Origin of the sequence: Mesorhizobium sp. M00.F.Ca.ET.216.01.1.1, assembly GCF_004010325.2 — a bacterium.
Taxonomy (GTDB): domain Bacteria; phylum Pseudomonadota; class Alphaproteobacteria; order Rhizobiales; family Rhizobiaceae; genus Mesorhizobium.
Genome location: NZ_SADR02000027.1, coordinates 1 through 22,862, shown reverse-complemented (window position 1 = coordinate 22,862; position 22,862 = coordinate 1). Strand labels below are relative to the sequence as shown.

General features: G+C 61.2%; 17 protein-coding genes and 2 pseudogenes. 16 read left to right on the top strand and 3 right to left on the bottom strand.

Features of this window, described 5'->3' with window-relative positions:
• Nucleotides 1-102: 102 nt before the first annotated feature.
• Complete coding sequence (locus EN859_RS28090; RefSeq protein WP_126056235.1) at nt 103-288, bottom strand: hypothetical protein; 186 nt, start codon at nt 286-288, stop codon at nt 103-105.
• Between the two features lie 211 nt (nt 289-499).
• On the opposite strand from EN859_RS28090, the gene EN859_RS28085 reads away from it, so the two are divergent.
• Both EN859_RS28085 and EN859_RS28080 read left to right on the top strand, forming a co-directional pair.
• Nucleotides 500-1,360, top strand: coding sequence for a MurR/RpiR family transcriptional regulator (locus EN859_RS28085; RefSeq protein WP_127855977.1), 861 nt, complete (start codon nt 500-502; stop codon nt 1,358-1,360).
• A 77-nt stretch (nt 1,361-1,437) separates the two neighbouring features.
• On the top strand, nt 1,438-11,406 hold the full coding sequence (locus EN859_RS28080) for a LysM peptidoglycan-binding domain-containing protein (RefSeq protein ID WP_127855976.1): 9,969 nt from the start codon (nt 1,438-1,440) through the stop codon (nt 11,404-11,406).
• Here the strand turns inward: EN859_RS28080 and EN859_RS28075 are convergent.
• Nucleotides 11,379-12,365, bottom strand: a complete 987-nt coding sequence (locus EN859_RS28075; RefSeq protein ID WP_127855975.1) for a LysR family transcriptional regulator — start codon at nt 12,363-12,365, stop codon at nt 11,379-11,381. The genes EN859_RS28080 and EN859_RS28075 overlap by 28 nt on opposite strands.
• A gap of 48 nt (nt 12,366-12,413) precedes the next feature.
• A complete protein-coding gene (locus tag EN859_RS28070) occupies nt 12,414-13,058 on the bottom strand; it encodes a L,D-transpeptidase (protein WP_245525735.1) in 645 nt (214 codons plus the stop codon).
• A 458-nt stretch (nt 13,059-13,516) separates the two neighbouring features.
• Here EN859_RS28070 and EN859_RS28065 point away from each other — a divergent pair, with 458 nt between their 5' ends.
• The 14 genes and pseudogenes from EN859_RS28065 to EN859_RS28000 all read left to right on the top strand — a co-directional run.
• Complete coding sequence (locus EN859_RS28065) at nt 13,517-13,948, top strand: type III secretion protein (RefSeq protein ID WP_245525734.1); 432 nt, start codon at nt 13,517-13,519, stop codon at nt 13,946-13,948.
• A 20-nt stretch (nt 13,949-13,968) separates the two neighbouring features.
• Nucleotides 13,969-14,601, top strand: coding sequence for a hypothetical protein (locus EN859_RS28060; protein WP_127855974.1), 633 nt, complete (start codon nt 13,969-13,971; stop codon nt 14,599-14,601).
• 10 nt (nt 14,602-14,611) lie between these two features.
• Nucleotides 14,612-15,451 carry a type III secretion inner membrane ring lipoprotein SctJ gene (sctJ, locus tag EN859_RS28055; protein WP_348632949.1) on the top strand — a complete coding sequence of 280 codons (840 nt, stop codon included), beginning with the start codon at nt 14,612-14,614 and terminating at the stop codon, nt 15,449-15,451.
• Nucleotides 15,448-16,071, top strand: coding sequence for a SctK family type III secretion system sorting platform protein (locus EN859_RS28050; protein ID WP_127855973.1), 624 nt, complete (start codon nt 15,448-15,450; stop codon nt 16,069-16,071). Before sctJ ends, EN859_RS28050 begins: the two co-directional genes overlap by 4 nt.
• A gap of 5 nt (nt 16,072-16,076) precedes the next feature.
• Nucleotides 16,077-16,697 (top strand): type III secretion system stator protein SctL, encoded by a 621-nt coding sequence (sctL, locus tag EN859_RS28045; protein WP_127855972.1) that lies wholly within the window; start codon nt 16,077-16,079, stop codon nt 16,695-16,697.
• Entirely contained in the window at nt 16,694-18,052 is a 1,359-nt protein-coding gene (locus EN859_RS28040) for a FliI/YscN family ATPase (RefSeq protein ID WP_127855971.1), read from the top strand. The genes sctL and EN859_RS28040 overlap by 4 nt, the downstream gene beginning before the upstream one ends.
• Nucleotides 18,039-18,527, top strand: a complete 489-nt coding sequence (locus EN859_RS28035) for a hypothetical protein (RefSeq protein WP_127855970.1) — start codon at nt 18,039-18,041, stop codon at nt 18,525-18,527. Before EN859_RS28040 ends, EN859_RS28035 begins: the two co-directional genes overlap by 14 nt.
• Nucleotides 18,528-18,684: 157 nt before the next feature.
• Nucleotides 18,685-19,665 carry a type III secretion system cytoplasmic ring protein SctQ gene (gene sctQ, locus EN859_RS28030; RefSeq protein ID WP_189502283.1) on the top strand — a complete coding sequence of 327 codons (981 nt, stop codon included), beginning with the start codon at nt 18,685-18,687 and terminating at the stop codon, nt 19,663-19,665.
• Nucleotides 19,658-20,308 (top strand): annotated as a pseudogene (gene sctR, locus EN859_RS28025) (type III secretion system export apparatus subunit SctR); the annotation flags it as partial. The gene sctQ and the pseudogene sctR, both read left to right, overlap by 8 nt.
• Nucleotides 20,309-20,329: 21 nt before the next feature.
• Complete coding sequence (locus EN859_RS28020) at nt 20,330-20,599, top strand: flagellar biosynthetic protein FliQ (RefSeq protein WP_127855967.1); 270 nt, start codon at nt 20,330-20,332, stop codon at nt 20,597-20,599.
• 9 nt (nt 20,600-20,608) lie between these two features.
• Nucleotides 20,609-21,424 carry a type III secretion system export apparatus subunit SctT gene (sctT, locus tag EN859_RS28015; protein ID WP_127855966.1) on the top strand — a complete coding sequence of 272 codons (816 nt, stop codon included), beginning with the start codon at nt 20,609-20,611 and terminating at the stop codon, nt 21,422-21,424.
• 164 nt (nt 21,425-21,588) lie between these two features.
• Nucleotides 21,589-22,413 carry a DUF1445 domain-containing protein gene (locus tag EN859_RS28010; protein ID WP_127855965.1) on the top strand — a complete coding sequence of 275 codons (825 nt, stop codon included), beginning with the start codon at nt 21,589-21,591 and terminating at the stop codon, nt 22,411-22,413.
• Between the two features lie 33 nt (nt 22,414-22,446).
• Nucleotides 22,447-22,594 (top strand): annotated as a pseudogene (locus EN859_RS39655) (tartrate dehydrogenase); the annotation flags it as partial.
• Nucleotides 22,595-22,670: 76 nt separating this feature from the next.
• The coding region (locus EN859_RS28000; protein ID WP_189502281.1) for a transposase at nt 22,671-22,862 on the top strand (192 nt) is incomplete at its 3' end.

Here is a 22,862-nt window from a genome sequence, read left to right as displayed (position 1 = left end):
ATGACGATTTCAAATGCAGCCTGACGACGGCGTTGAAAGATTTCTGCCGTGCAAGTACGCCGCCGGTTGCTTGCGGCGGCGCATGGTTCGAGATCCGCTGCCTTAGGCCTTTTCAGCCGACTGGCCGAGCGTCCTCGCGGTGCTCATCAGCATGTCATGTTGGGATTTCGCGATCTCTTTTGTGATCTCCAGGCCAAACATGCGCTCCTGATGCTTGATCATCTTGTCCAGGTTCTGTTCCGGCGACCCGGCAGAGCCTGATGTAATGGGAGGGGTAGCAGCCATCATTGTCTCCTTGAGGGACCATTCAAGTCACAAACTCCGGAATCACGCCGCTGCGATCCGGCAGGTTGCGAAAGCAGCTTAAGGCAGCATAACCGAAAATGAAAGTCCACTTGGAATATATGAACCACTTCAGTTCCAACTGTTGCGTTGCCGACATCCGAGGAGTAATCTGCGATCCGGGTGAATGGGGTATTTCAGAATGGAAAAAGGTCCTTTGGCGGAGCTGTTGGTCGAACGGTTCGAGAATATGCCGCCGCAGCTGCGGGTCGCCGCGCGTTTCGTGCTGGATCATCCTAAGGATGTCGCACTGATGTCGATGCGCGAGCAGGCGCACCAGGCCGGCGTTTCGCACAGCACGATGATGCGGCTGGCGCGATGGCTTGGCCTTGAAGGCTACGAGGATATGCGCAGCCTTTATGCGCGCGCGCTGCGCGAGACAGTCGCCGGTGAGCCAGCGCGACAGGGTATCGGACAGGATGGCGATCCGGGATATTCGACTGCCGGCGTCGTTGCCGACACGCTCGCGGCCCAGATCTCAAGTCTTGGCGAATATGGCAACGCCATGCAATTCATCGCCGCAGCCGGTCTCCTTGCCCGATCACGCAATCTGTTCGCTCTCGGCTCTCGCGCCGCTTATCCGGTCTCGAGCCACTTCGTTCACGTCATGTCGTTTCTGGCTGGCGCTGACCGCAAGGTGACGCTTGTCGGCGAGATGGCCGGACAGGGTCTGGATGCCCTCCAGCACGCGGGACGTGGCGACGTGCTTCTTGCTGTGGGCATGTCGCCTTATGAACGCACGACGATCGACGTGGCGCGTCAGTCGGCTCGGCAGGGCGTCGGCGTGGTGGCAATCACCGACAGCAGCGTGTCGCCGCTGACGCGGATCGCGCGGGAAACAATCATCGTCACGTCAAATTCACAGTCGTTCTTCCGAAGCATGGCGCCGGCGTTCGCCGCCGTCGAGATTCTGGCGGCACTGACCGCAGTGCAGTCTGAAACGAATGCTGCAGAACGGGTAAAACAGTCGGAAGAACAGCTTGCTGCTTTCGGCATTTATTGGAAGCCCCCTCGATAACATCCGAAAGGTTGCGATCGGGCGGGCGTGCCGGCAGCCAGGGCTGTCGGCAACAGTGATTTCCGGAGGTCCTCCAGATGGTTCGCCCGATAACGCTCACCAAGCCACCCGTTCAGCCGCAGAAGGTCAACGCCTCGGCAAACGCCGCACAGATAGCGCGGCTAGAGGCGCAGGCAGCGCAGCTTCGGGAGCAGATCAGACTAGCCAACAGGATGGGCGAGCGTGATTGGGCTGCACAGGCCCGCCAGGAACTGGCACATGTGAACGCCGAACTAGGTTCCCTTCAACCGCCGCCGGTTGCGGCTACGGCGGCGCCAGGTGTCAACGTCGTGAATGCCAGCAATGGCACATCAGGCAATGGCACGACGGTGACGCCGGCCCTCTACGTCCGGCCCGATCTCGCGGCACCCGTGCTGACGCCGGTGAAGCTTGACGGAGGTAAGCCCGAAGACAACGCCGCGGAAGCGACGACCGCCCGCAACATCGTCAACGATGTCACCGGCGGCAAAAGCATTGACCAGATTGCGTCCGCCCGCGGCATGACGCGCGAACAGGTTATCGCTACGCTCAGGTCTGGCGGGATGACCGTGTCGACCACCAATCCGACCAGCGACAATGGCGATGTGCAGGCGACGAAAATCACGGACGCCAGCGGCCGCACCGTCTCGCAATATTACGACTACCAGCACGACAGCTACTATACGAGCGTTGGGCAACCCAACGGCACGGCGACCACCACGCCGGTCCGGGATGGGCTCGGACGCAAGGAAACCAGTAGCTATAATCCCGATACCGGCGCCATCACGACGCGTTACGAAGACGATCTTGGCACGGGAACCGTCACCGAGCGAACCTCCTTGCCGAACGGCACTTCCGTGGAAACCGTCACACCCGGGAGCGGCCCGGCCCTGCCGGTAACCACCGTCAGCGGCCCAGATGGTCACAGGACCGTGCTTGCGGCCTCTCAGGATCCGGGCGGAGCAACCACCCAGGGCATCAAGGATGATCTCGCCGTAGGCAAGAATATCGAGCAAATCGCGCAGGAAAGGGGTCTGACCAGCGAGCAGGTGATCGCCGAACTGCAGGCCGCCGGCTATCAGGTCACGACGCGGGAACCGACCAGCGACAATGGTGACGTGCAGTCGGTTGAAGTCGTCGATCCTCACACCGGCGACAAGACCGTCTACTATCATGACTACCAGCATGACGAGCGCACCGTCGTGACGACGTCTGACGGCAAGGAAACGACGGTGTCGGAGGACGGGAACGGCAGGACACGCAACAGTGTTCGCAATATCGAAACGGGCGAGACCACAACCACAATCGTCGATCCGAAGGCCGGAACTGAAACCAAGATCGTCACCGACAAGGACGGTCGGGTGACGACAACGACCACCGAGGAGATCAATGGCGGCGAGCCCGTCGAGTACGAGGTCAAGCCAGGCGACAACCTGACCCTGATTGCGCAGCAATATGGCGTGTCGCTGGACGATCTGAGGAGAACGAACCCCGAGCTCTTCAATTCGCATCGTGACCCCGACATCATCCACCCGGGCGAAAAGGTTACCATCGAAAACGGCACCCGAACGACCGTGGAAGTCACCTTCAACGGCTATACGCTGACCACGAGGCCGGACGGCAGCATGACGCTGCACAACAATACCACCGGGGCCGACCTGAAGATCGAAGCAGGAAGTACGCAGGAGGCCTTGGCCAGGACACTGCTGGCGGTGAACCCCAACAGCAGTGATGCCACGGAGGCAAAAGAGGGTGAGGTCGTAAAGACCTTCGTCGAAGGGCTGCTGGCCGGTGAAACCTTGCCCAGTCTCATCGACGCGGCAGAAGAAGCCGGACAAAACAAACAGGACCTGATCGAGAGATACGGGCTAGGTACCGTCGCCACGCCCAAGCTAGACGGTGAGAACAGGGTTGTCGATCCATTCGGCGATCCGCCGCAGGGCAACGCACCCTCCGGCGGAAAATGGACGCCAATGAAGATCGATGGCGTCTGGACCTGGGTCGATCCCGAGGTGGCGCAGGCCATCATTGCTGAGAACGTCGCACTGTCTCGCATCACCGAGACGCGAGCTCTGGCCGGCCAGCGGCAGGAGCAGTTCAACGTCCATATGCTCGATCCCGCCTACAAGGATGCGGTCGATGGCGCGCAGACCATCATAAACGAGGCACTGGCACCTCACGGTCTGCAATGGACGGCGCAGAAACCGAAGGGCACGCTTGCCGACGCACGGGAGCGGTTGACCAAGGCCAACAGCTTGCTGCAGAACGCGCAGGATGCCCGCAGTGAATACGAGACTGCCGGGCGGGTTCTCGCCGATGCCATCACGCAACAGAGCGAAGTTGCGCCGCTGATTGATCCCAATGCTGACGTTGTATCCGCGCAGGGACAGCCAGGTCCCAATAGGCAAACGCAGTATGCGCAAGGCCTCGCGGATCATGCGGCTGTCGACGAGCTATTCTCCGAAGTCGGCCTGCATCTGAGCGAGGGTGACAAGCTCACCATCGACTTCCTGGTGGGGCAGGCCGAGCTCGACGGCATCCCGACTGACTCGAAGGAATACCAGGACCTCAAGGCGCTGCAGACCACAGCCGGCAATCAGCTCGAGTTGGCGGAAGCCTATCAAAACTACTTCGACGCCCATGCCGACGCCACGCAAGTGGGTGCGCAGCAGACGGACCTCGAGCAGAGACTGCTCGCCGAATACAATAGCGAGCACCAGTTTCTGTTCGAACAGGGAAAGAAACATCAAAGGGTCAGTGGCGATTATCTGGGTCTCTTCCAATCGCAAAAACTGGAGGTCCGCGACGGCCAGCTGTGGGTGGTCAACCAATTCGAAGAGGGCACGACCGAGCAGCAGCTCACCTACAGTCTGAGCGAAACGAACGTCAGGGATGAGTACCGGGATCGGCAACTCAACAAGGACTGGCAGCAGCTTTTGGGCGGCGCCAATTCCAGCGGACCGGTGTGCACGGCCAATGGCCTGGAAGCGGTGAAGGCGGGCGAGGCGCAGGCGGCGAAGACTCTGAACGATGTCCTGGACAAGCAGCTCGGCAACAGCATTACCGACCTGAACAGCAAGCTGACGACGCTGCAGACCAACTTCAACAATGCGCTGACCGAGCACGGGCCCGGAACAGTCGATGCCCCCGCCGGCACGCTGCCCAATGGCGTGCAGCCGGTCGAGATCAATGTCGGCGGCCAGACGATCAAGGTGGCGCCCGAGGTTGCCCAGAAATACAACCAGATAGGGATCGATGCGCTGACCGAGGGCGGGAAGGCGGTCTGGATCGACCTGGATACAAAGGATGACGATGCCAGTGGACGCTGGGTCGATCCCGAACTGGCGGTCGCCAAGCTCAAGCTCGATGCGACAAGGCTTCAGATAACGCAGGCCGAGGACCTGCGCAGGGTGGTGCAGGGCTTCAGCGACTACCATGAGCTTCGGCTCAGCGATCCTTCGCTGTTGGCCGACCGCAACAGCACGGTGGACAAGACCTATCTCGACGAGCATGAGCAGCAGACGCTCGACGGCATCTATCAGCCGAAGTTCCAGCAGCTGCTCGACAGCGGCTACGACAACGAGTTCCGGCAGCCTGGGACGGACCTTGAGGAAACGGTCGCCAGGACGCTTAGCTTGGATCGTTCGACCGAGGAAGGCCGCGAGGCGCTCGAGAATGTGACGGACGAGATCCGCGATATCGGCGGCGACAATCCGTACGTGCGCCGCGTGCCGATCTTCTATGTCGACGACGAGGCCGGGACGCAGCAGGTTACGCTCTTTGCCGTGCGCGACGGCGATGGCAACACCCGCTATGTCGATGTGACCGGCAAGAAATTCGACGATCTCGGGGATTTCCAGGACAACAACAACCAGTTTGGCGAGAATGGCAAGCTCGTCGTTCCCAAGGGCCTGGAGATGAAGGCGGGAGACGACGGCAAGATCGCGCTTGAGGTCGTCAAAGCGCGCAACGTCTCCGTCTGGGACAAGGTTGTCGATCCGCTGGTTGGCATCGGGACCGGTATAGCCACCATCCTGTCGTTCACGCCGGCCGCGCCGGTGGCGGCACCGCTGGCCTATACGGGCGCCGCCTATCTCGGGACCAGAGCGGTCATAAACCAGGTCAACCATCTGGAACATGGCGGCGAGTGGGACGATACCGAGTCACTGATGAATGTCGCCACGGTGGCGACCACGGTTCTGCCCATGGCTTCCAGCGGCCTGCGCACCATTGGAATGGCGGGAAAGGAAATGACCGCCCTGCAGGCCTTTCGCGGCAGCATAGGCGCAACGCGGTCCGGCTCGCCCCTGGCGCTCGAAACCCGCACTTATATGCAATCGACGGCCGGTTTGAACAAGGTGGCCTGGGCCACGGATGTCGGCTCGGTGATTGTGGGCGCACCTTTGCTGGCGACATCCGCCTACGATCTCGCCGTCAACGGAGACCAGATGAATGGTCTCCAGCTTGCCAACGCACTTACGGGTCTTGGCACCGGGATCACCGGCACGGGCCTCGGCATCCATGGTCTGCGCACGCTGCGGCCGGGAACGGGCACGCAGGCGAGCTCCAACGGTCCCGGCGCCAACCCGCCGCCGGGCAGCGGCGGACCGTACCAGCAGCCGCCCGGCAGCAAAGGACCGCGACAGTCGCCGCCGGCGCTGGAACCCGGCCCCTCGGGGCGTCCAATGAATGTCTATGAGATCGGCGCCGACGGCGTTTACAGGCCGACAGGAGAGCAGGTCTTCCACGACCCCAGCCACCCGGTCATACCCGGAGAAGTGATCAAGACCGATGACGCCAGCGGCAATGGCTCGACGATGCTGCCGGGCCGCGACCCGCATGGTTCGACCCCGCCCGGTGCACAGCACCCCGCCGACGGCGACCCCATCGTCGTGCCGAATAAGCCGGCAGAGAAAGACGGATCGGTGCACCTCGTCTGGGACCCGGTGACACGCAGCTTTACCGGCATGCCTGAACGCGACACGAGTGGCTACGTCTACACCAGCGGCAAGGATCCAAAGACGCCTTCGGCCTATCTCGATGGCCTGACCGTCGAGCAGCTTGTGGCCCGCTACGAGCAGGAGAAGAGCTATTACTCCAGCCGCGAGATGGCCGAGCGTTATGGCCCGGACGGCGTCCAGATACCGCGCACGCCGCTTCGCGAAACACTGCCGGACTTCCGCGTCGGCGTCACCTTCCGGGTCCGGTTGAACACCGGCCAGGCATTCGGGATCGGCTCGCCGACGGTTGCGGCCGTCGGCTTCGGTGTCGGAACCAAGACTGATTTCGGCATGATCGGATGGTCGATCGTCGACAGCGTCAGCCAACGCAGCCTGACGCCGTTCAAGGACGCGCTCGGCACTCAGGGCGTCGTATCTTACCGGGCACGCGAATATAGGAACATCACAGCCCTCCAGGCCGGCGTCTGGCCGGTGTCCAATCAGACGGCCTTCCCGGTTCGCAGCAGCGATCTCTCGGCGGCAGCGAGCAAGGCGATATTCAGCGACGCGACCGGCTACAACGCCAAGCCGCTCGATGCTGCCATCGTCGGGATGACACCGGATGGCGAAGGCACCGTGATCGAGATGACCTACACGCCTTCGCTCAATGGCAAGGAGGTCACGCTCGCACCCGGCCAGCACGATTTCTTTGGTGTGCCGGCGGAAAACAGCTCCGGCCATGTCACGCTGCAAGGCGTGCTTCCGTTCGACCGTATCATGACCGAGACGAAGGTCGGCATACGCCTGCCGATCGTGGCCAATCACGTCGCGGCGGTCGACCAGATGCCGCGCATCGGCTTCGAGAAGCGACCGGAACTTGCGGTCAAGGACACGCTGCAACCGGGCGACATCGTGTCGACGCAGGCGTACGACCAGATCCAGTCCGCTTTCGGCTCGACAACCCTGAAGATCCAGTTCGCGGTCAAGGATCCGGCGAAGGCATCCGAACTCATCGCAGCCATTGGACAGGGCGATGGCATCCGCTCGATCCGTGACCTCGTCAAGTCGGGTCAGATCGATCCGTCGAACACGGTTTCTCTCGTCGATGAACCAACCCTGAGCGGATTGCGACTTTCGGCCGTACCGGGCAAGGCGCCCACGGCAGACGTCGTCTTGCTGACCGGCCAGAAAGTTCGCGTTGTAAACCCCGAGGCGATGCTGGTCGACGTCATCTTCAACGATCGCAACGGGCTGTCTGGCGTATTGGGCTTCAATCCGGATCGGATGACGACCTCGACGACCTACAAGGTGAAATCAAAAGTACAATCATGGCTTCCGGCGCGGTTCCAACCCGAGGGATCACCGCAGTCCCGCTACATGCCGAGCGCCGGCAACATCTATAAGAACCTCTACCGTTCGGATGGCACGCCTGCCACGCGCTACACGCTTTCGCTGTCGTCGCCTCCTCTCCCGGCAGGCGCGGTGGCTTACAGCGCCGAGGTGAGAATCCAGTACAAGTCCAAGGCGGCCAAGGTCGCCCCTTCGATCGCCAAGAACGAAACAGCGTCACTGACCTTCAATCGCGCCGACGGGCAAATTGAGGAACTGACGATCCCGGCCTGGCTCGCCCGTGCAGCGGAATCGTCGCGCGACGGGGCCTCGACCGGCATCCCGAAGGGCGGCAAAGCCTCCCTGGACCAGTTCCTGAGCGAACTGCAGAAGACGGCACGGCCGGATCAGCTCGCCGCTATCGAACAGTTCAAAACCGATTTCGGCCCGTCGATCGTCGATGGCGGTTTCATGCGCCAGGACGTTGCCGACGGCGTGCTGACGTTCCTCTCCTCGCAGGTGGGCAGCCGCAGGAGCGGCCCGATCCAGATAAGGGACGAGAACGGACAATCCGTGACGGCCACGCGTTACGGGCCGCTGCCAAGGAGCGCGGAGAACGTCTATGTGCCGCCAGCCGACGGACCGCCAGCGCGCGGCGACGAACCTGAGTTGATGCACAAGTCGCATATTCTGTACCGGGACCCGGAGACCGGAGAAGCATACGTCCTGCCATGGGTGCGCGGTGGTTCGCAGGACCATGTGCCAGGCAGCCAGGGACGGCCGGAGGGAGAAGTCGTGCCGCCGCAGGCAATGCCGGCCAGGAAGGCAATCGAGGCCGCGCCGCCGACGAGCTATTCGCTACAACAGGTCCGCAATATGCGGCAGCCCGAAAAATGGAAAGCCGGCGAGACTTACACGCGCGAACTCAATGGATCGCTCGGCGAGGCGCATTTCCCGGTCGAGGCCAATTCGGATGGTTCGCATCCCGTTTTCGGCGAGGGCGGGCGCTACGTGGATTCGCCTGTCTTCAAGAGCCAGGACGTGATCGAGGCGATCGAGGTCAAGACCTACCATCGCTGGACGACGATCAACGGTGTCGCCCAGATGCGCGAAGTACCGCTCACGCCGAAACTGCAGGAGCAGATCAACAAGGACGTGGCGCTGCGCGACGAGAATCCGGGCTATCAACCGCGCTGGGTCTTCCTTGACGCGCCGCCTTCGGCGGAGTTGCAGCGGGCGCTCGACGATGCGGGGATTGTCGGCAACATCTTCGGACACAACAAGCCCGCCACGGCAACACCGCAGTCTCAACCGACGTCAAGCCAAGTCGTCGCCGGGCGAACCATTCGTCTCCAGGGTAAGAATGGCGAGGCGATTGTGGCGGCAATGTTGGGCGCGGAGCCGAGAAGCCCGGAACAGGTGTATGTGCCGCCTTCCGATGGACCCCGAGCCCCGGCCGATGCTCCGGAGGTGCAGGACAAGACACACATACTGGTATACGACCCCAACACCGGCAAAGCCGTCGTGCTGCCGTGGATACGCGGCGCTTCCGACGATCATGTGCCGGGCAGTCTGGGCCGTCCGGATGAGAGCGATCAGCCTGCCAGTGCAGCGGACGGAGCAAGCAATGCCGGCCGACTGTTGCGCGGCAATATCGGCCCCTACATGTTCCGTGCCGATGACGTCAGAGCGACCCCGCTTGACCAGGTGCCGGATCTTGTCATGGGCGATTTCCAGCCGAACCAGATTCCATGGCTTAAGCGCGAGCAGGTGGCCGAACTGACGCAACAGCAGTTCCGCGACATGGATCAGGCCGGCTTGCTGCCCTGTCTGACCAAGAGCCAACTGCGCGGTATCCCGAAGGCAAAGATAGGCCAGGTCAACATCGCGGGCCTCGACGCGAAACAGATTCCCTGGCTGACTGAGGGCCACATCCGGAATATGACCGACCAGCAGTTCCGGGATCTCGGCAAAGCCGGTTTGACGCTCCGCCTGACGAAATCACAGTTGCGGGCGATAAAAGGAGACATGGTCGATCTCGTTGACGTGTCGAAGTTGGAAGCGCGCCAGGTTCCGTGGTTCAAGCCCGGCCAGGTCGCGAAGTTCACGTCACAGCAATTCAAGGACCTGGGCGAGGCCGGATTGCTGAAGAACCTCACCGAGCGCCAGGTTCAGGCGATCCCCGAAACCGTGGTCGATTCCGTGGACGTGGCGAAGCTCGATCCTAACCAGGTGCCGTGGCTGACCGAGAAGCAGATTCCGGTGCTGACCCGCGATCAATGGGGTGCCTTCACGATCCACCACACCGAAGCCCTGACCCAGCCGCAGATCGAAGCGGTGACACCAAAACAGTTCGAGGAAATGAGCCCCGGCCAGTTCCGCAAGTTCACGCTTGAGCAGTTCGAGTGGATGAGCGGGGACCAGACGAACGCCCTCTCCGTGCTGCAACTGACGACCTATCGGGCGACCCACAAAAAGGCGATGACGCCGGATCAGGCCACCAGCGTCGATCTGGCCCTCAGCCATGCCAGGATGCGGGAAAACGCTCAGGCACTCGCCACCTTTGGCGGCATGTCGACCACCTCCTACATGTTGTGGAGTTCGTTGCCGCCAACCTGGACCGCCACCGCCGGAGCGGTGGCATTTGGCGTGCGAGGCGTCGTTTTCGGCACGCAGGCGCTCTTCCCCAATGCAACCGCAAGCCACAAGCCGTTCGGGCGATTCCTCAACGCGCTCGGCGGAGCCACATTCATTGCCGCAGCGCCAGGTGCCGCGACCGGGATGATTCAGGGTAAGGATCTTGTCGTCAACAGCACGTTCACGCTCGGCAACATCGTCTATGGCACGAAGTCGATGCTGCAGTCGTTCACCGGCAGACCGGTGATCCGAAACCTGGCCGAATATCTTGCTGGACCCGGCTATGTGCTTGGCTGCGCCGTCTATACGGCGCACTCCTGGCCGGCGCCGATCGCCACAGTCGCCGGCACCATGTTCACGTTCGGCTGCGCGGAATTCTGGGCGTCGGCCATAAGGACGGACCGGATGAATCGCCGTTCAGTGCCGCGAACCGATGCTGATATCGCGGCGGCGGAAAAGTCCGACAAAAGATGGGCTGCATGGGATCGGTGGACTCTGGGCATTACCTTCGGCGTTGGAATGCTGCTCTTCTCGCTGGACGCCCTGCTCGCGGAGCCTTGGGAGGGCGCGAAGACAACCCCGCCACCCGATCCGAAAAAACCGGATGACGATGCGTCGTCTCAGCAACCCGATGATCCTTCGGATGTTCCAGATGGGCCGCAGATCCCAGGAGAGGATTTCCCGCAACTTGTCGTGGTCGCCGATGATGGCCTGAATTTGAGAAGCCGGCCTGACGGGGATTCGACCGTGGCAACGGTTCTGCAACCCGGCACATTCGTCGAACAGACCGCGAAGCCATCGACCGATCCGTCAGGGGAGACCTGGATACCCATCGAAGGTTTCGGACCGGACGGCGAAATGCATAGCGGATGGGTTTCCGGCGACTATGTCGAGGCTCATGCCGAGGGCAGCAGCAATTCTGAGGGCCGCACGAACCCAACGCTGGAGAAAGACGGCTATCAGTGGGTCGAGGTCAAGGATGGCGACAGCATTCGCCTGATTGCCAAGACCCATTTTGCGGATGTGGCGCAAACCGTGGTGCTCAATATGGATCATATCCTGAGCCCGGATATGATTTTCTCAGGTGACCGCATCTACCTGCCGGTCACCTCGGTCGGCTGAGAAATCGCCGGCCCAAGCCTTTCGTCCATCGGCTCCTGCGCCTTGGCGGTTCTCGCGGCATATGCGTGTGCAACGGAGGCGGCCAGCTTTGCCGCCTGCTGCGCTATCGGATTGGATGGTTCGGAAGAGTAGGAGGCGGTAAATTGCAGGTCGGACGGGTGCCATTCGCATTCGACGATGCGCAATTTACCGCTTGCGATATAGTCTTGGACGACTTCCTCGGGGAGGGAGGCTATGCCGATTCCGTTGAGTGTCATCTTGATGGAAGCGGCCAGCGAATTGGCCGGAAAGATGCGCGGCGTTTCTTCGAATTCACCGGTGAGCTTGCGGTAGAGTTCGCTATAGGGGCGCGTGGTTCGCGCGTAGCTGATGATCGGAAACTGCATCAGGTCGTTCAGTGTCACCTTGCGTCGGTTGGGCAATTTCAATTGCGGCGAGCAGACCCAGACGAGAGGAAAGGACGGCATCTCGATGTTCTCGATGCTGTACTCCAGGATAGGGCCCATCAGCACCGCAAGATCGAGCCGGTGTAATATGAGTTCGTTGCGAAGGGTCGTCGTCGCATCGACGACGATATCCGTCTCGACAAGCGGATAGTTTGCTTGCAGTTCCTTGAGAAAATCCGGGAGCCAAGTGTGCACGATTGTTTCGGCAACCCCAAGCCTCAGCACCCTCGTCGTCTCTGAAGTCTCTGAAAGAGAGCTGGCCATCAGTTGCAGCCGTTCCGCTACGCGCAGGACCCGTTGAGCAGCTGGCAGCAGCCGCTGTCCCTCGGCGGTCAGCCTGACTGTGCTGCTCTGCCGCTCGAACAGCCTGGCACCCAGCGCTTCCTCCAGCCCGGCAATTCGGGTGGATACCGCCGGCTGCGTGGTGTTCAGGCGTTCCGCCGCCTTTCGAAAGCTTCCGAAAGTCGCCACCAGGAGAAAGGTTTCGAGCTGCTTGATGTTGAAAGGTATCACGACGGTAGGTCACTCATTGCGGCGGCTTTCGGGGAGGGAGTCGAACCATCAATGCCGTACAATAATCTGGGTACCGATCTTCACTCGGTCGTAAAGATCGATGACATCTTCGTTGGTCATGCGAATGCAACCGGAGGAGTTGGCCTGTCCGACGGTCCATGGCTGGTTGGTGCCGTGCACCCGATAAAGCGTGTTGCCGATATACAGTGCGCGCGCCCCCAATGGGTTGTTCGGTCCTCCTTCGACACGCGCGGGCAGGAGGCGGCCTTTTGATGCTTCTCTGGCTCGCATTTCGGCCGGCGGCCGCCAATCTGGCCAGTTCTTTTTGCTCGAAATCGTGTCGCGGCCGGACCATTCCAACCCCTCCTTTCCAACGCCCACCGCATATCGCAGCGCCTTGCCGTTTCCCAGGACGTAATAAAGGCGCCGCTCCGTGGTGTTGATCACGATCGATCCCTTTGGCTGAGCCTCGCTGAAATTCACGATCTGCCTGGGGATCACCGACCACGCCGGTAGCGTTCCTTCGCCCGACATCTGGTCGGGAGCCGAAGGGGAGACCAGCACATTTTTCGCCTGATCGTAAGTCCAACTTCTAGGGTCATAGCCGCTGTTCGATTGGGCCTGTGCCGACGTTATAGCCGCAACCAATACTGCAGCAGTCAAGCTCTGAAGCAGGATCTTGTTTGCCGCCACCGAGACCGATCCCTTTCTGCATTCTGCCGTTGAACCGGGTGATCATGGACCGGTCTCCAGCTGATTCCAGCGCGCACGATATCGTTTTGCTCACTGTTCGCAACATTTGGCACCGAATACACAGATGCAATCCAATTGGACTTCCAATTTCACGGTGCGCACGATAGAGTGAATTGGCGGGTAAACCATGAGACAAGCGACGCGTGCCATCGCTCGTGTGTCCCTTTGTAATAGGACTGATGTTGACGGGACGCGGTATCTGCCACGCGGATCGATTGTCGGGAGCAAGGGCTGCCTTTGCCGCCTGCGGCCTGGCCATGGTCCTGGCGTTCGGCCTTGTCGCGCGGCCCGCGCACGCCGCCGAACCACGCTGGCCTTCCGGCCCCTACAAATACATCACCGTCGACCAGTCGGTGACAGACGCGCTCGTCGAGCTTGGCCGCAACATGCGGGTGCCCATGCGTGTCAGCAAGCTTGTAAAAGGGCGCCTCAGCGCCGGCATGCCGGTTGGAACGGCCCGCGAGTTTCTGGAAGAGATCTGCAATCGATACGGGCTGGTCTGGCATTTCGACGGCATCGTCATGAACGTCGCGACCGAAGCTGAAGTCCGGACGGAAATGATCCCGCTTGATGCCAACGCGGCTGTCAGTGCGGAAGATCGGCTTTCGCGGCTGGGGGTCATCGATCCGAGGTTTCCAATAACGGTTTCCAAGCAAGATGATGTTGTCTCGGTATCGGGGCCGCCGTCCTACGTTGAACTCGTCAGGAAAACGCTAGGAGTTCCTGCGGCGCCGAGCACGAAGCAGGATTCTGGCAAAGTCGTTCCGGTCCGCGTTTTCCGCGGAAAGCAGGCGGAGGCGCAGAATGTCCCCTCCGGCAAACCGAACTAAGGAAGCAGGAGGGCAGGTTCATGCAAATCGCGCCGATTGGAGCCCTTGAAGCCACGCTGGCAAATTTGACCACCAGCATGAGCGCACAACAACAGATCACCGCCGGTGCGACAGCGCAGCCGACTAACCGAATGGTGGGCGCCAACCAGGAAAAACACGATGCAGCGAAGGTCAACACGCCTGAGCGCAGCGATGTCGCCACGCGGGCAGGCCAGCAGGTGGCGCAGGAATCGTCCGGCACCAATCCGGCAATGGCCGGACAATCCTCCAAATCGGAAAAGACCGAGCCTATCGTCGAACACAAGCTCTTCGACTATCTGGCCGAGGTGGAAAAGGCAGGGGGCGGGGCGTTCACGGATCCATCGGCATTGTTCGGTTCTGCGGTTCAGTCGCTGGAAGGAACCATGCAGCAGGTCCAGAAGGCCCTTAGCCAGGCAAATGCCCCCGTGAATGCTGAAACGGCCAGCATGCAGGATGCCGCCGGCAAGACCGCCCCATCAGGCAAGGAAGGCGAAAACGCCACCGCAAAGAATGCCGAGCAACTGCTTGAACGATCCATTTCGGTGATGTGGGCAGCCGCCAATCTCGAGGTGGTTACGAGCAGCGTGACGGCCGTTACGTCGTCCACCAGCACGCTCATCAAGCAACAGTAAGCGCTACGGAGTGTTCGTGCACACGCTACCCTTGCCGCGGCGATCAACACCATTGAATCGATGCGGCGTCCGGTGCCGCGTCGCTCTCGTTGTGGTGGGCATGCTAGTGCTCCAGGCGTGCTCCGTGGAGCTATATTCCAACCTCAACCAGCGGCAGGCCAACGAGATCGTGGCCACGCTGATGCGTCACGGGATTCCGGCCCAACGCGAGGCCGGCAAGGACGGCAAGATGACAGTCTCCGTACAGAAGGACCGTTTCGCCGAAGCCATGGCGATTCTAGACGAAAGCGGATTGCCCAAACAGGAGTTCCAGACGCTCGGCGAGGTTTTCAAGAGAGACGGGCTTGTATCCTCGCCGGTGGAAGAGCGGGCGACGATGATCTATGGCCTAAGCCAGGAACTGTCGCAGACGATCTCGGAAATCGACGGCGTGCTTTCCGCACGCGTTCATCTCGTCCTACCAGAAAACGATCCGCTGAGACAGCGGCTGGTGCCATCATCCGCCTCCGTCTTCATCCGGCATCGCGCATCCGTTCCGATGAATGAGCTGATCCCGCAGGTCAAGATGCTGGTGGCCAAAGGCATCGCCGGACTGACCTATGACAATGTATCCGTCACCCTCATTCCGGTGGCCGCGACAGCCCCCGAGCAGGGAACCGGTGAGGCAGGTTTCACAACATTCTTCGGCCTCTGGCTGCATCCAGACAGCCTCGCCGCCGCGAAGTGGCTGTTCTACGGCATGGCGGCGGCCATACTCGCGCTGGCTGCCCGACTGGCCTACGTCCAGTGGTATCGGCGGCCCGGTGTCTATGCGCTCGGCGCTTCTGCAATGCCCGTGAAGAAGACATGATCCAGACCCGCTCGAAGCAAACTGCCAGCCCAGAATGGCAGACATTCATGTCCAATCCCGCAGGCTATGCGGATGCGGCCCGACTCGCGCAGTGCTTTGACGGCACGATCAGCGAGGCTGCCTGCGAGCGTATGCTACGGTCGCAACGCCTGCATGAGCGATTGTCGGAGCTTCTGCTCGACCGTTACGGGCTCGGCGGCGCTGTCGCCGACGAACCGGCCGATGAGGTGGATCGGGCGATCGCTCTGTCATCGGGTGAGGAGTTGGAGGGACTTGCGCTTCGCTCGGGCGCGATCTACTGGGCCGGCAGTCTGGCCGCCGCCATTGATGGACGCGAAGCGGCCGCGTTGCAGGCGGCACTCGGCGCGGATCTGTGCACTTTCGCAGTCGCCAACCGCGATCTGGCCGGTCCGATGCAGCCGTTGGAGCCCCTGGAAGATATTCACCGCCGTGTCTATGCCGACGGTCTGAGTTGCCTGGGCGCGTGGTGTCAGGCGATGCCCGGCGATACGAGCATGCGGATTCGCCTCAAGCTGATGCCGCACGAGCTTGTTGACCAGACGACGGCCGCACCATTTGCCGAAACCGGTCCGGTCATTGTTCGACGAGCGATGAGTTAGACGAGATGGTCGAACCGGGCACAGCGACCAATGATGTGCCGAGGCGGCCTTACGCCCGCATCCTGCGCGCCGCCGAGGCACGCGCATGGCAGGACGGGTATGCCTTTCTCGACGACGCCAGGCGTGATGCACAGCAGTTGCGCGACGCCGCTCGGCGAGCCTATGCGGCCGAATATGCGCAGGGTTATGAAGACGGCAAGGCGCAAGGCGACGCGGATGCCGCGCGCTTGGTGAGCGAGACCGCGGTCAAGGTAGATCGCTATCTTGGCGGGCTGGAACCTGAAATCATCAATCTAGCCCTCGATGTCGTCAGGCGAGTGCTGGGAGAATTCGACGTGAGCATGCTTGTCGCCAAGGCGGCCGGGCAGGCCGTCACTGAAATTCGTCGCGCCAAATATCTGAAGGTCCGGGTTCATCCCCTTTCCGTTGACAGGGTTCGCAACGAACTGGATGCGGTCCTGCGCGAGAGTAACTTGGGCATGACGGTCGAGATCGACGCAGCCGATACGCTGGCGAGGGGCGCTTGCATCCTCTCGACCGACATTGCCGTCATTGACGCCAGCATCGACGCACAGCTCAATGCCATTGCCGCTGCGATTTCATCAAAGGCCGAGGCGCCGGCATGACAAGTCCCGCCACCAAGATCGAGAGCCGCCTCGCATCCATCGTTCCGAACCTGCGTTCCGGCCTGCGCGACGATGCCAGCCGACCCAGGAAAGGGCGGGTACGGCGGGTGACCGGCACGGTCATTCACGCGACGGTGGAGGAGGTCCGGATCGGCGAGATATGCGAACTCGTCGATCCCGGAACCGGCAGGGCAACCAAGGCGGAAGTCGTTGGGCTCATGGACGAGATGGCGATCCTTGTTCCGCTTGGCGATCTCACCGGCCTTTCAAGCCTCACGGAGGTCATTCCGACCGGAAAGAACCAGCTGGTGCCCGTCGGGCCCGGCCTGCTTGGTCGGGTGATCAGCGCGCTCGGCGAGCCATTGGATGGCAAGCCGCTTTCGCCGGATGGCATTACCGGCAGCTATCCGGTCAATGCCTATCCGCCATCTCCGCTGGAGCGCAGCTTGATTTCCGAGCCTATCCAGCTCGGAATCCGCGCCCTCGATGGGCTTCTCACCTGCGCGCGTGGGCAGCGCGTCGGCATCTTCGGCGAGCCTGGCGTCGGCAAGTCGATCCTGCTTTCGGATATCGTCAGCGGCACTGACGCAGATGTTGCCGTGGTTGCTCTTGTCGGCGAACGCGGACGTGAAGTGCGCGAATTCATCGAGCATCAGCTCGGGCCGGAAGGGCTGGCGCGGGCAATCATCGTCGTCGCGACGTCCGACCGGCCTGCGATAGAGCGCGTCAAGGCCGCCTATGTGGCTACCAGCATTGCCGAATATTTTCGCGACCAAGGCAAGCACGTGTTGCTGGCAATGGACAACATAACGCGGTTTGCCCGTGCGCAGCGCGAGATTGGCCTTGCTTCAGGCGAGCCGCCGACGCGTCGCGGTTTTCCGTCTTCGCTGTTCGCGGTCCTGCCACGTCTGCTTGAGCGCTCAGGGCCTGGCCGCGTCGGCTCCATTACAAGCCTCTACAGCGTTCTTCTGGAGGGCGATGGCACGCTGGATCCGGTTGCCGAAGAAATCCAGGCGCTTCTCGATGGCCACGTCTTTCTGTCGAACGAACTTGCGCAGCGCAATCATTTCCCGGCCATCGACGTGCTGCGCAGCCGGAGCCGCCTGATGGACACGGTGGTGCCGTCTGAGCATCGGTCGGACGCCGGCCGCTTACGGGAGCTGCTCGCTCGCTACGCCGACGTGGAATTGCTGCTGCGCGTCGGTGAATACGAAAAGGGCAGCGATGCGGTGGCGGACGAGGCGGTGGCGAAGATCGACACCATCAACGCGTTCCTGCGACAGCCGTCCGCCACTCACGAGACCATCGAGAAGACACGCGAACGCATGCGGGGGATCGTCAATGAAAGATCGTGACATAATCGCACGATTGCGCGACCTCAGGCGTCGCGGTGAAAAGCGCGCAAATGAAGCGGTCATAAGGAGATACGCCGCTGCGCACCGGGCCGCCGGGGAGGTTCAGGAGGCGGCCGCCGCGGTCGCGGAACACCTCCAGCGCACAGCCGACGCCGAGGATGCAGCATTCGGTTCGCTTGTTGGACAACCGGTGAAGGCCGCCAGCCTCTATAGGCTTCAGGGACAATTCGAGAGCGCCGCCAGAAAAACCGAGCAGCTTCGGGAAAACGAGAAGATGGCCGGCATCACCGAGCAACGACGGAAAGCGGAGTTATCGGCAGCCCGCAATGATCATCGCGCGAGCCTGAAGGCGGTGGCGAAGCTGGACGGGCTGTTGGAGCATCTGACCAAACGCACGGCGCGTCGTCGCCTCGCGCTTGCCGAACTTTCCGAGGAAGACGATCGCAGTCCACCGCGCTTGCCTGCAGAACGATAGTCCAATCAGTGATCGTGAATATGGAAGTGTGATGCCTCAGGCCTTGGCGTCGGCAAAAAAGAAAGCGCGTGTAGAACCGGTGAGACGCACGGCCACACGCTCGAGCGTCGGCGAGCCGCTGACATTGGAATCTGTTGCGGCTGTGGAGGTTGGGGCATTGAACGCCTTCTACCGTCGCCGTGCCCCCGCGGAGATGACGATTGCGGGGAAAACCATGGCGATCGCGGCGGTCTGGCCGGCACCCAATCCTGTGGAGCAGCGGCTGTGCACGATTGCGTTCACTGTCGCAGACACGGCGGGCAAATTGCGCGTGCCGCTTTCTGTTGTCGAACGGGGTCTTGCCAGGGCCGACGAGCTAATCGACGTGAAACGACTGGCACCCGCTCACGCCGCACTGCTGCTGGAATCGGTATTCGAAGACGATCTCGAATGGATCGAGGGCAAGCTGGGCGAGAGGATCGCGATCACCTCGGTCGCACAAGCAGATACCGTTTCGGGCGATACCCCGTTCGCTTTTGTCATGACCGGCAAGGATAAGACGATTGACTGCGTCTTGAACACGAATAACGCCGGCCTGGTCGTGCGGATCGGCCGCTTTCTCGACGAGATCACAAAAGCGAAGCCACCGATCCCAGGCGAATTCCCGCTGCCGGTCTGCCTTTGGCGTAATGCGCTTACGATCAGCCTTGGTGAGCTTCAAAGCCTGCGTCCTGACGATGTGGTGCTCTTCGATGACGCGGAGGAAGAAGGTGTGGCGGCACTCGTCATTGCCGAGCGCCTTTATGCCCCGGCCGCCCTGACTGCCGATGGGCCGCAATTGCTTGCCGCCCCGACTGCAATCGCTGGATCGAAATGGGAGTGGACCATGAATCAGAACACGCCGCCGCATGCCGACCAGACATTGGAAGAGTCAACTCTGGACGAGTTGCCGGTTGCGCTTGCCTTCGAACTCGGCCGCACGGCAATGCCTCTCGGGGAGGTAAGGCAGCTCGCGCCCGGCGCTATCGTTCCGCTCGCCCATGTCGCGAAGGAAACGGTCGACATCATCGCCAATGGCAAACGCGTCGGCCGTGGCGAGATCGTGCGGATCGGGGAGAGTCTGGGCGTGCGGATCGCCCGCATGTTCGACAATGCTTGACAATTCGCCCAACCTCCTTGGGATTCTGATCGCCGTCGGCTTCGTCGGTTTGCTGCCGCTGGCAGTCGTCACGATGACCGGATTCCTGAAAATCTCGGTCGTGCTGTTCCTCATCCGCAACGCGCTCGGCGTCCAGCAGATGCCGCCCAATCTGGTACTCTACGGCATAGCACTCGTGCTCACGGTCTATGTCACGACGCCGTTGCTGAGCGAGATGTCGGGCCGGCTTCAGGAAGGGCAGGTTCAGTTCCAGACTACGGACGACCTCGCCAGGGCGGCGCAACTGGTCAGGGAACCATTGCAGCAGCACCTTATGAAATTCACCCAGCCGCAAGAGCGGCAGTTCTTTCTCGATGGAACGAGCCGCCTGTGGCCGGAACAGGCACGCCAGAATCTGAACGACGACGATCTTTCGATCCTTGTTCCTGCCTTTGTCGCATCCGAGCTTACTCGCGCGTTTGAAATCGGCTTTCTGCTTTATCTTCCTTTCCTCATCATCGACATCGTTGTTGCCAACATCCTGATGACGCTCGGCATGATCATGGTCTCGCCGGTCCTCATTTCGATCCCGCTGAAACTGTTCCTTTTCGTCGCCATAAATGGCTGGTCGCGGCTGATGCACGGCCTCATCCTGAGTTATGGCTGACGCCGCCGGGAGGTTTGCATGAGCAATGACTTCATCCTGGCGAAGGTCCAAAGCGCCCTTTTGACGGTGCTGTACGCGTCCAGCCCAGCGATCATCGCGGCGCTGGCCGTCGGCATCCTTGTCGGCCTTGCCCAGGCGCTGACGCAAATTCAGGACCAGTCCCTGCCGCAGACGATCAAGCTCGTCGTCATTCTGCTGGTCATCCTCGTCTTCGGCCCGCTGCTTGGCCAGCAGATCGCGGAGCAGGCCTCAACGGCGCTGGACGAATTCCCAGTCGTGACGCGTTGAGGCGCGCAGATGCCGGTCGAACCATTCTTCGCCTCGGTCAAAGAGCTTCAGTTCTATCTTTTGGCGGGGGCTTTCGCGCTCGCACGCATGACCGGATTCATGCTCCTGATGCCGCTCTTTTCGCGTGTGCCCCTATCCGGCCTTCTGCGCAACGGCGTTGCCCTGGCGTTGGCGGTTCCGGTCTTTCCGATGATCGTGAACAAACTGACAAACACTGACATCGCGACGACGATGATCGTCGCGTACATGCTCAAGGAGGTCGTGGTCGGGGTAACGCTCGGGCTGGCGATGGGCATACCGTTCTGGGCGGCCGAGGCTGCGGGCGATATCCTGGACCTGCAGCGCGGCTCCACGATGGGGACGCTGATCGATCCGATGATGACCCATGAGACGAGTGCCACCGGCACCTTGCTCGCCGTCATCATGGTCACGATCTACCTGGCTGCCGGCGGCCTCGAACTTTCTTTGACCAGTCTCTACGACAGCTATGGCCTTTGGCCGATCGACCAACTTCTGCCCGTGTTCAGCAAGGACGCAGCCGGCATCTTCCTCGATCTGCTGAACCGCATTCTGATGATGGCATTGACCCTCGTTTTCCCGCTCATCATCAGCATGCTCTTGTCCGACATTGTGCTGGCTTTCTTGGCGCGCGCCTCACCGCACCTGAATGTCTTTGCGCTTTCGCTGATCGTGAAGACGCTGGTCTTCAGCCTCGTCTTTGTACTCTACTCGGCTTTCCTGCTCTTCTACATGAACCGGGATCTTGGCTTCCTGCACGAGGCAGGCCGACAGATAGAAGCGATCGGCTGCCGTACCTGTCGATGAGAAGAGGAAGATTAGCGGATCGTAATAGAAGGTAACGTTGGTCGGCCAATAAATACAATTTATCGTTGAGGGAAGATTCTGACAATTTGACAAGCGGCCGAACTGCCAACGATCTTACGCCCTCCCGACGTGTCTCTGAAAAACGCGCATATCCCTCGGTAGCCATGGCTCGCCAGACCACTTCATCGATATTCGAAGACCTACGGCTAGTCGATGCGGATAGGCTGCGCAGGCTTGTCAGAATGGGCGCCTATGAGGGGCATACAGGAGGGCTTGCGCGCGGCAAGCTCCAGGCCAATGTTGTGATTGTGCCCCGCAGCTTTGCCAGCGATTTCCACCAGTTTTGCATCCGCAACCCGAAACCCTGTCCATTGGTCGGCGTCAGTCGCGCCGGCAGTCCATTGATCCCAGCGCTGGGCGATATCGACATCCGCACCGATGCCCCCCAGTACAACATTTATCACTTCGGGGAGCTGACCCGTCAGAAAACCGACGTTATCGACCTTTGGCGGGATGATTTTGCCGCTTTCGCGCTCGGCAGTTCGCTGACCGTCGAGGCTGCGCTTGCCGAAAAGGGCGTGAAACTCCGCCGCATCGGCTGCGGCAAAGCCTCACCCAAGTTTCGAACCAGGATCGAGACTTGTCGCGTCGGACCGTTTGGTGGCGAAATGGTCGTCTCCATGCGCCCGATAAGACGATGCGACGTCGACAAGGTTCGCGCCCTCACCGCACGCTTCCCGCATGCCCACGGCTCTCCCATCCATGTCGGAGATCCATCGATTATCGGAATAAGAGATTTGATGGCTTCCGACTGGGGCGATGCGGTCGAAATCATGGAAGGGGAGGTCCCGGTGTTCTGGGCCAGTAGCCTAACCGCGCAAGACGCTCTTGCTCGTGCCGAACTCGCGATCTCGATCACAGTATCGCCGGGGCACATGCTGATCACCGACGTGGATGCACGGGCAGATGGGGGCGCGTTCAAGGTTTAGGAACGTCGCCTTCCACAGCGGGCGGAGTGCGCTCACGGTTCCGCTTTCGACATTTACAGGTGAAGGCATCGCCAATCCGCTCGGCTCGTTCTGGACGACAAGCCTGGTGCTTGGGCATCACGGCGAGCCGGCTGCGACTCGTCGTCTTATGGCTGCTATCGAAACCGTCACCGGTCGAGGAGAGTATCTAAGAGACCGTTTTGAAAATCGGCTGGCTATGGGTTCCGTCTGAGGCTTGGTTGTGATTCAAGCTTTAGATGTGGACAGAGCAGAGCCGTGGCCGGATGGCCCAGATCGCCAAGAAGACCAGGCGCTACCCGTCTGATTTGACGGACGAGGAGTGGGAGCAGTTCGCGCCGCTGATGCCCAAGCCTGGGCGTCGCGGCCGTCCGCGCGAGGTTGATTTCCGGGAGGTGGTCAACGCCGTGCGCTACCTGGTCCGCTCCGGT

What these genes read in the sequence shown, in the direction of transcription:
- EN859_RS28090 (WP_126056235.1), bottom strand. Translation starts at nt 288, where the DNA reads ATGATGGCTGCTACCCCTCCCATTACATCAGGCTCTGCCGGGTCGCCG.
- EN859_RS28080 (WP_127855976.1), top strand. Translation starts at nt 1,438, where the DNA reads ATGGTTCGCCCGATAACGCTCACCAAGCCACCCGTTCAGCCGCAGAAG.
- EN859_RS28065 (WP_245525734.1), top strand. Translation starts at nt 13,517, where the DNA reads ATGCGTGTCAGCAAGCTTGTAAAAGGGCGCCTCAGCGCCGGCATGCCG.
- EN859_RS28060 (WP_127855974.1), top strand. Translation starts at nt 13,969, where the DNA reads ATGCAAATCGCGCCGATTGGAGCCCTTGAAGCCACGCTGGCAAATTTG.
- EN859_RS28050 (WP_127855973.1), top strand. Translation starts at nt 15,448, where the DNA reads ATGATCCAGACCCGCTCGAAGCAAACTGCCAGCCCAGAATGGCAGACA.
- sctL (WP_127855972.1), top strand. Translation starts at nt 16,077, where the DNA reads ATGGTCGAACCGGGCACAGCGACCAATGATGTGCCGAGGCGGCCTTAC.
- EN859_RS28040 (WP_127855971.1), top strand. Translation starts at nt 16,694, where the DNA reads ATGACAAGTCCCGCCACCAAGATCGAGAGCCGCCTCGCATCCATCGTT.
- EN859_RS28035 (WP_127855970.1), top strand. Translation starts at nt 18,039, where the DNA reads ATGAAAGATCGTGACATAATCGCACGATTGCGCGACCTCAGGCGTCGC.
- EN859_RS28020 (WP_127855967.1), top strand. Translation starts at nt 20,330, where the DNA reads ATGAGCAATGACTTCATCCTGGCGAAGGTCCAAAGCGCCCTTTTGACG.
- sctT (WP_127855966.1), top strand. Translation starts at nt 20,609, where the DNA reads ATGCCGGTCGAACCATTCTTCGCCTCGGTCAAAGAGCTTCAGTTCTAT.
- EN859_RS28010 (WP_127855965.1), top strand. Translation starts at nt 21,589, where the DNA reads ATGGCTCGCCAGACCACTTCATCGATATTCGAAGACCTACGGCTAGTC.